Source organism: Glycomyces salinus (genome assembly GCF_016428645.1).
GTDB classification, from domain to species: domain Bacteria; phylum Actinomycetota; class Actinomycetes; order Mycobacteriales; family Micromonosporaceae; genus Glycomyces; species Glycomyces salinus.
Map to the genome: position 1 here is coordinate 1 of NZ_JAELXW010000013.1, position 5,470 is coordinate 5,470.

The window sequence follows — 5,470 nt, forward strand, 5'->3', positions numbered from 1 at the left end:
ACATCATCGTCTACGCAGACCCCTAACCGAACGGCATTGCCCCTAGACGCCGCCGCGAAGCGGCCCAACCGGTTTTGCGGGCGGGTCAGTCGGCTTCGTAGCCGGCCCGGATCAGGTCTTTCAGCGCCTCGGTGTCGACGTCGTCGAGGTACTTGATGTAGAGGCAGCCCTTGCCGGTCGTGTAGGTGCCGAGCCGTTCCAGCAGGTCCCGGTTCTCGATCTCATCGGAACCGTAGCCGTAGCGGCGGATCAGGCCGTACAGCGTCAAGGCGGAGGCGCGGGGCGCGAACCCGACTTTCACGGTGTCGCCCTCGCGGCCGGACTCGTACCGGTAGTGGTAGCTGCCGAAGCCGATGATGTTGCCGGGCCAGATCTCGGGTTCGACTCCGGTGGCCTCGCGCATGATCTCGACCAGCCGCACCGCATCGGCCCGACGGCGCGCCACCTTCACACGACCGACGACGGCCTCGATCTCCTGCTCGGTTGCCATAGCCCGATCCTAGAGCGCACGGTGCGCACGAGCGACGATGTCATCCCGACGGGAAGACGCCTGCTCGGGCCCGGCTACTCGGGGTCGGCCGAGCGGGTGGTCTTCTCCCATTCGCGCCAGGTGGCCATGCGCTGCTCGTGGACGGCCAGGACCATGTCGTAGCCCTGTGAGGCGAGGATGAGCCGCAACGGCGGCTCCTCCGCGTCGACGGCCGCGAACAGGGCCTCGACGCTGTCCTCGGCGGTAGGCCGGGCAAGCTGGTGGCTTGTGTTATTGGTGGCTGGTCGTGCCGATTGATCGAGGTCGTCGGAACCGGCGTCTGTAGATGTTCGGGGGTTCTCGTTGAGAGATTGTTGATTGTGGGATCGTTCACAGGTATGCTGAACCGACTGGTATATCGAGACAAGCCGATATTTCGATAAAGGAGTTCCCATGAGTCGGTTGGCAAGGTTTGTGGTCGTACCGGTGATGGCGCTGGTCGCCACCATGGCCGTGGTCGCGCCGAATGCCAACGCGCAGTCGGCCCGATACGAGGCGGAGGATGCGCCGGCGGTCTGTGACGGCACGATCGAGTCGAATCACTCAGGGTACTCCGGTACCGGGTTCTGCGATACCCCGAACGAGGCCGGGCGGTACTCGCAGTTCACCGTGACCGTCGACAGTGCCGGTGAGGCGACCGTGGAGATCGGGTTCGCCAACGGCTCATCCAGTGGTGCTCGGGGCGCCGAGGTCGTGGTCAACGGCTCCACCGTCACGACCACCTCGTTCGAGGTCACCGGTGGATGGTCGACCTGGGCCACCCAGACCCTCACCGTCCCGCTGGACGAAGGCGACAACACCATCGACCTGGTTGCGACCGGCTCGGGCGGCCTGCCCAACATCGACTACCTCGATCACCTCACGCCCCCGCCGCCCCCGGTCCGATACGAGGCCGAAGACGCGCCGGCGGTCTGTGACGGCACGATCGACACCAACCACCCCGGCTACTCCGGTTCCGGGTTCTGCGATACCCCGAACGAGGCCGGGCGGTACTCGCAGTTCACCGTGACCGTCGACAGTGCCGGTGAGGCGACCGTGGAGATCGGGTTCGCCAACGGCTCATCCAGTGGTGCTCGGGGCGCCGAGGTCGTGGTCAACGGCTCCACCGTCACGACCACCTCGTTCGAGGTCACCGGTGGATGGTCGACCTGGGCCACCCAGACCCTCACCGTCCCGCTGGACGAAGGCGACAACACCATCGACCTGGTTGCGACCGGCTCGGGCGGCCTGCCCAACATCGACTACCTCGATCACCTCACGCCCCCGCCGCCCCCGGTCCGATACGAGGCCGAAGACGCGCCGGCGGTCTGTGACGGCACGATCGACACCAACCACCCCGGCTACTCCGGTTCCGGGTTCTGCGATACCCCGAACGAGGCCGGGCGGTACTCGCAGTTCACCGTGACCGTCGACAGTGCCGGTGAGGCGACCGTGGAGATCGGGTTCGCCAACGGCTCCTCCAGTGGTGCTCGGGGCGCCGAGGTCGTGGTCAACGGCTCCACCGTCACGACCACCTCGTTCGAGGTCACCGGTGGATGGTCGACCTGGAGCACGAAGACGGTGACCGTTCCGCTGGACGAAGGCGACAACACCATCGACCTGGTTGCGACCGGCTCGGGCGGCCTGCCCAACATCGACTACCTCGACCTCACCATGGGAAGCAACCCACCACAGCAGGACGCCCGGCAGATGGAGGACCTCGGTCGTGGGGTGGTGGCCGTGCGCTCCGACGACAGCGTGCTGGTCAGCTGGCGTCTGCTGGGGCTGGACCCGGACGGCATCGGCTTCAACGTGTACCGCTCCACCGGCGGGGGTGACGAGGTCCAGCTGAACTCGTCGGTCCTGACCGGAGCTACCAACTTCATGGACGACACCGCCGACCTGTCCCAGTCGAACACCTACCGGGTGCGGCCGGTGGTCGACGGGGTGGAGCAGGACCCCAGCGGTGCTTTCACGCTGTCGGCCAACCATGCCAGCGAGCCGGTGGTCCGGGTTCCGTTGCGGGACGGCGGTCCGGTGAAGTTCGTCTGGGTCGGTGACCTGGACGGCGACGGCGAGTACGACTACGTGCTGGACCGGCAGGAGACCCCGCAGCGGCTCGAGGCCTACAGCAGCGACGGGCAGTTCCTGTGGGAGGTCAACATGGGCCCGAACAGCACCGACCAGAACAATATCGAAGGCGGCTCGTCCACGATCGACGTCGGCCACAACGACGGGGTCACCGTCTACGACTTCGACAGCGACGGCCAGGCCGAGGTGGCGGTGCGGATCGCCAACGGGGTCCAGTTCGGCAACGGCACCACGTTCAACGAGTTGCCCAGCGACACCCATCAGGCCATCGCGATCCTGGATGGCATGACCGGCGCGCCGCGCGCCACCGCCCCAGTGCCTACCGACTACCTCTCCGACGGGCCTATGTACGCGCGGTTCGGGGTGGGGCACCTCGACGGGACCAACCCCAGCCTGGTGGCATACATGAAGAATCGGATCGGCAACGGGGGCTTCAACCTCATGTACACCGCCTGGCGATTCACCGGCAACTCGCTCACCATGGAGTGGAAGTTCCTGCGCGGCAACCAGAATCTGCCCGACGGGCACAACACCCGAATCATCGACGTGGACGGCGACGGCCGTGACGAGATCGGTGAGATCGGATTCCTGCTCAACGGCGACGGCACCCTGCGCTACTCGCTGGCTCCCCAGGACATCGTGCACGGCGACCGCTGGTTCATCGCCGACATCGACCCCGACCGGCCCGGCCTGGAAGGGTATGGCACCCAGCAGCACCACCCGAACGGAATGCTCGACTACTACTACGACGCCGCCACCGGCGACATGATCTGGCAACACCACAGCAACGACCCGGACGCCGATGTGGGCCGCGGCATGGTCGCCGACATCGACCCCCGTTTCCCCGGCATGGAAACCTGGTCGATCAACGGCGAGATCAACTATGAGAACAGCGAGCCCAATGGTCTCTACAACGCCCCCACCAACGAGTTGGCCGAACCAGACACGACCAAGCAGCCATTTCCACACATGGGTGTGTGGTGGGACGGCGACCCCCTGCGGGAGCTGTACCACGCCGACCCCTTTCCCACGGAGCGCGACCCCAGGATCGAAAAGTGGGACCCGGCCCAGCCCGCCGACCCCTGGGACCTGCCCCGCGTGGTCACGGCGTCCCAGTACGGCGCTGTCACCGCCATGGGCGACAGCGTCTACCCCGCCCTGATCGCCGACATCCACGGCGATTGGCGGGAGGAGGTGGTGCTGCTCAGCCCGGAATTCGACGAACTCATGATCTTCACCACCGACCAGGCGACCGACACCAGGCTGTACACCCTGGCCCACAACCCGGCCTACCGCAACAGCATGACTCTCAAGGGCTACCTGCAATCCGGCAACGTCGACTACTTCCTCGGCGACGGCATGGCCCAGCCGCCACGCCCCGACATCGCCTACGCCGGCTGAGCGGAGAATCAACATCGTGAGCGACTGGTCTGATTCCACCTCGCCGATCACCGGGTGGACGCGGGAGCAGTAGTCGGGCTCCCGATGACCCGCTGCTCGCCGTGCGGGCGTGTGCCTCACCCGGCCACGCCCGCACGGCACCGCGAGGACTGCCAGCGCCTCGGCAAATGCGCGGCGGTCGTCGCCGCGCGGCCGGCAACGCTGGCAGAACCGGGATAAAGCTCGTAGCCGGCCCGGACCAGTTCTTTGAGCACCTCGGTGTCGATGTCGTCGAGGTACTTGATGTAGAGGCAGCCCTTGCCGGTCGTGTAGGTGCCGAGCCGTTCCAGCAGGTCCCGGTTCTCGATTTCCTCGGAACCGTAGCCGTAGCGGCGGATGAGGCAGTACAGCGTCAGGGCCGGGGCGCGGGGCGCGAAGCCGACTTTCACGGTGTCGCCCTCGCGGCCGGACTCGTACCGGTAGTGGTAGCTGCCGAAGCCGATGATGTTGCCGGGCCAGATCTCGGGTTCGACTCCGGTGGCCTCGCGCATGATCTCGACCAGCCGCACCGCATCGGCCCGACGGCGCGCCACCTTCACGCGACCGACGACGGCCTCGATCTCCTGCTCGGTTGCCATTTCCTGATCCTAGAGGGCACGGTGCCCGCTGGAACTGGATCGTGGGGACGAATGAGCGAGCGGTTCGAGGGCTTGCGCGGCCGCCACCCCGGGGCCAGAGCGAGTCTCAATGATGCTGTCAAGCCCTGGCGGGGAATGGTCGGTTGTCCCGCGCCAGTGCCCAGATCACACTGGCTCTGAGACGAGCCAGGGCGCTCAAGTCCATTGCAGGACGCCACCGTCGACAATCTCGGTCTGCGCAGGGTCGTCGAGCCGGTCAACGACATCGGCGAGCATGGCAGCAGTCCCGGCCCAGGTCGTCTCGGAGTAACCCTCCTCGGCCGCCCACTCCATGACGCAGCCGCGCCGCGTACCGTCGCGGAGGTCGACCACGAGCACATTTCCGCCGCTTTCCCAGCAGATCGGGACGGTGGCGGTGCAGAACCCGAACGACGCCTCCCCGGCAATGGTGGCATGTGCGCCGCTTGCGCCGCAGCACTCGCTGTCGGCGAACCGCGAGAGACTCACGAACTGCTCGCGGACGTCGGCGACCGGCGACGGCAAGTAGAACGGGGGGATGGGGAACCCGGCACGGTAATCAGCGTCGGCGATGCCGTCCATCAGCCTCCACCAACCGACCACATCATCTGGCAGCGAACGCCCCACGACCTCGTTGACGAGAGAGATCTCTGCCGCCCCCGCAGCCGGACGCATCGCAGCCCAGGTGACTGGCGCATGCCGTCCCAACCAACCGCCCATCCGCCGCCATGACTCCTCGACCGGAACGCCCATGCCGCGCATGGTATCCGGGCAATTGAACCGACCCCACGGCGAGCGGCGGAGCGTCGGGCGTTGCGGCGGGGGGGGGGGGGGG

At 66.9% G+C, this 5,470-nt stretch carries 4 protein-coding genes; 1 reads left to right on the forward strand and 3 read right to left on the reverse strand.

The window, feature by feature from the left end; all coding sequences use genetic code 11:
* Nucleotides 1–85: 85 nt before the first annotated feature.
* Nucleotides 86–490, reverse strand: coding sequence for a DUF1801 domain-containing protein (locus tag JFB92_RS05340; protein ID WP_199035622.1), 405 nt, complete (start codon nucleotides 488–490; stop codon nucleotides 86–88).
* A gap of 432 nt (nucleotides 491–922) precedes the next feature.
* Here JFB92_RS05340 and JFB92_RS05345 point away from each other — a divergent pair, with 432 nt between their 5' ends.
* On the forward strand, nucleotides 923–4,000 hold the full coding sequence (locus tag JFB92_RS05345; protein WP_199035624.1) for a rhamnogalacturonan lyase family protein: 3,078 nt from the start codon (nucleotides 923–925) through the stop codon (nucleotides 3,998–4,000).
* A gap of 116 nt (nucleotides 4,001–4,116) precedes the next feature.
* Here the strand turns inward: JFB92_RS05345 and JFB92_RS05350 are convergent, their stop codons facing one another.
* Both JFB92_RS05350 and JFB92_RS05355 read right to left on the reverse strand, forming a co-directional pair.
* Complete coding sequence (locus JFB92_RS05350; protein ID WP_199035626.1) at nucleotides 4,117–4,617, reverse strand: DUF1801 domain-containing protein; 501 nt, start codon at nucleotides 4,615–4,617, stop codon at nucleotides 4,117–4,119.
* Between the two features lie 195 nt (nucleotides 4,618–4,812).
* Entirely contained in the window at nucleotides 4,813–5,388 is a 576-nt protein-coding gene (locus tag JFB92_RS05355) for an SMI1/KNR4 family protein (RefSeq protein WP_199035627.1), read from the reverse strand.
* Between the last annotated feature and the right edge of the window lie 82 nt (nucleotides 5,389–5,470).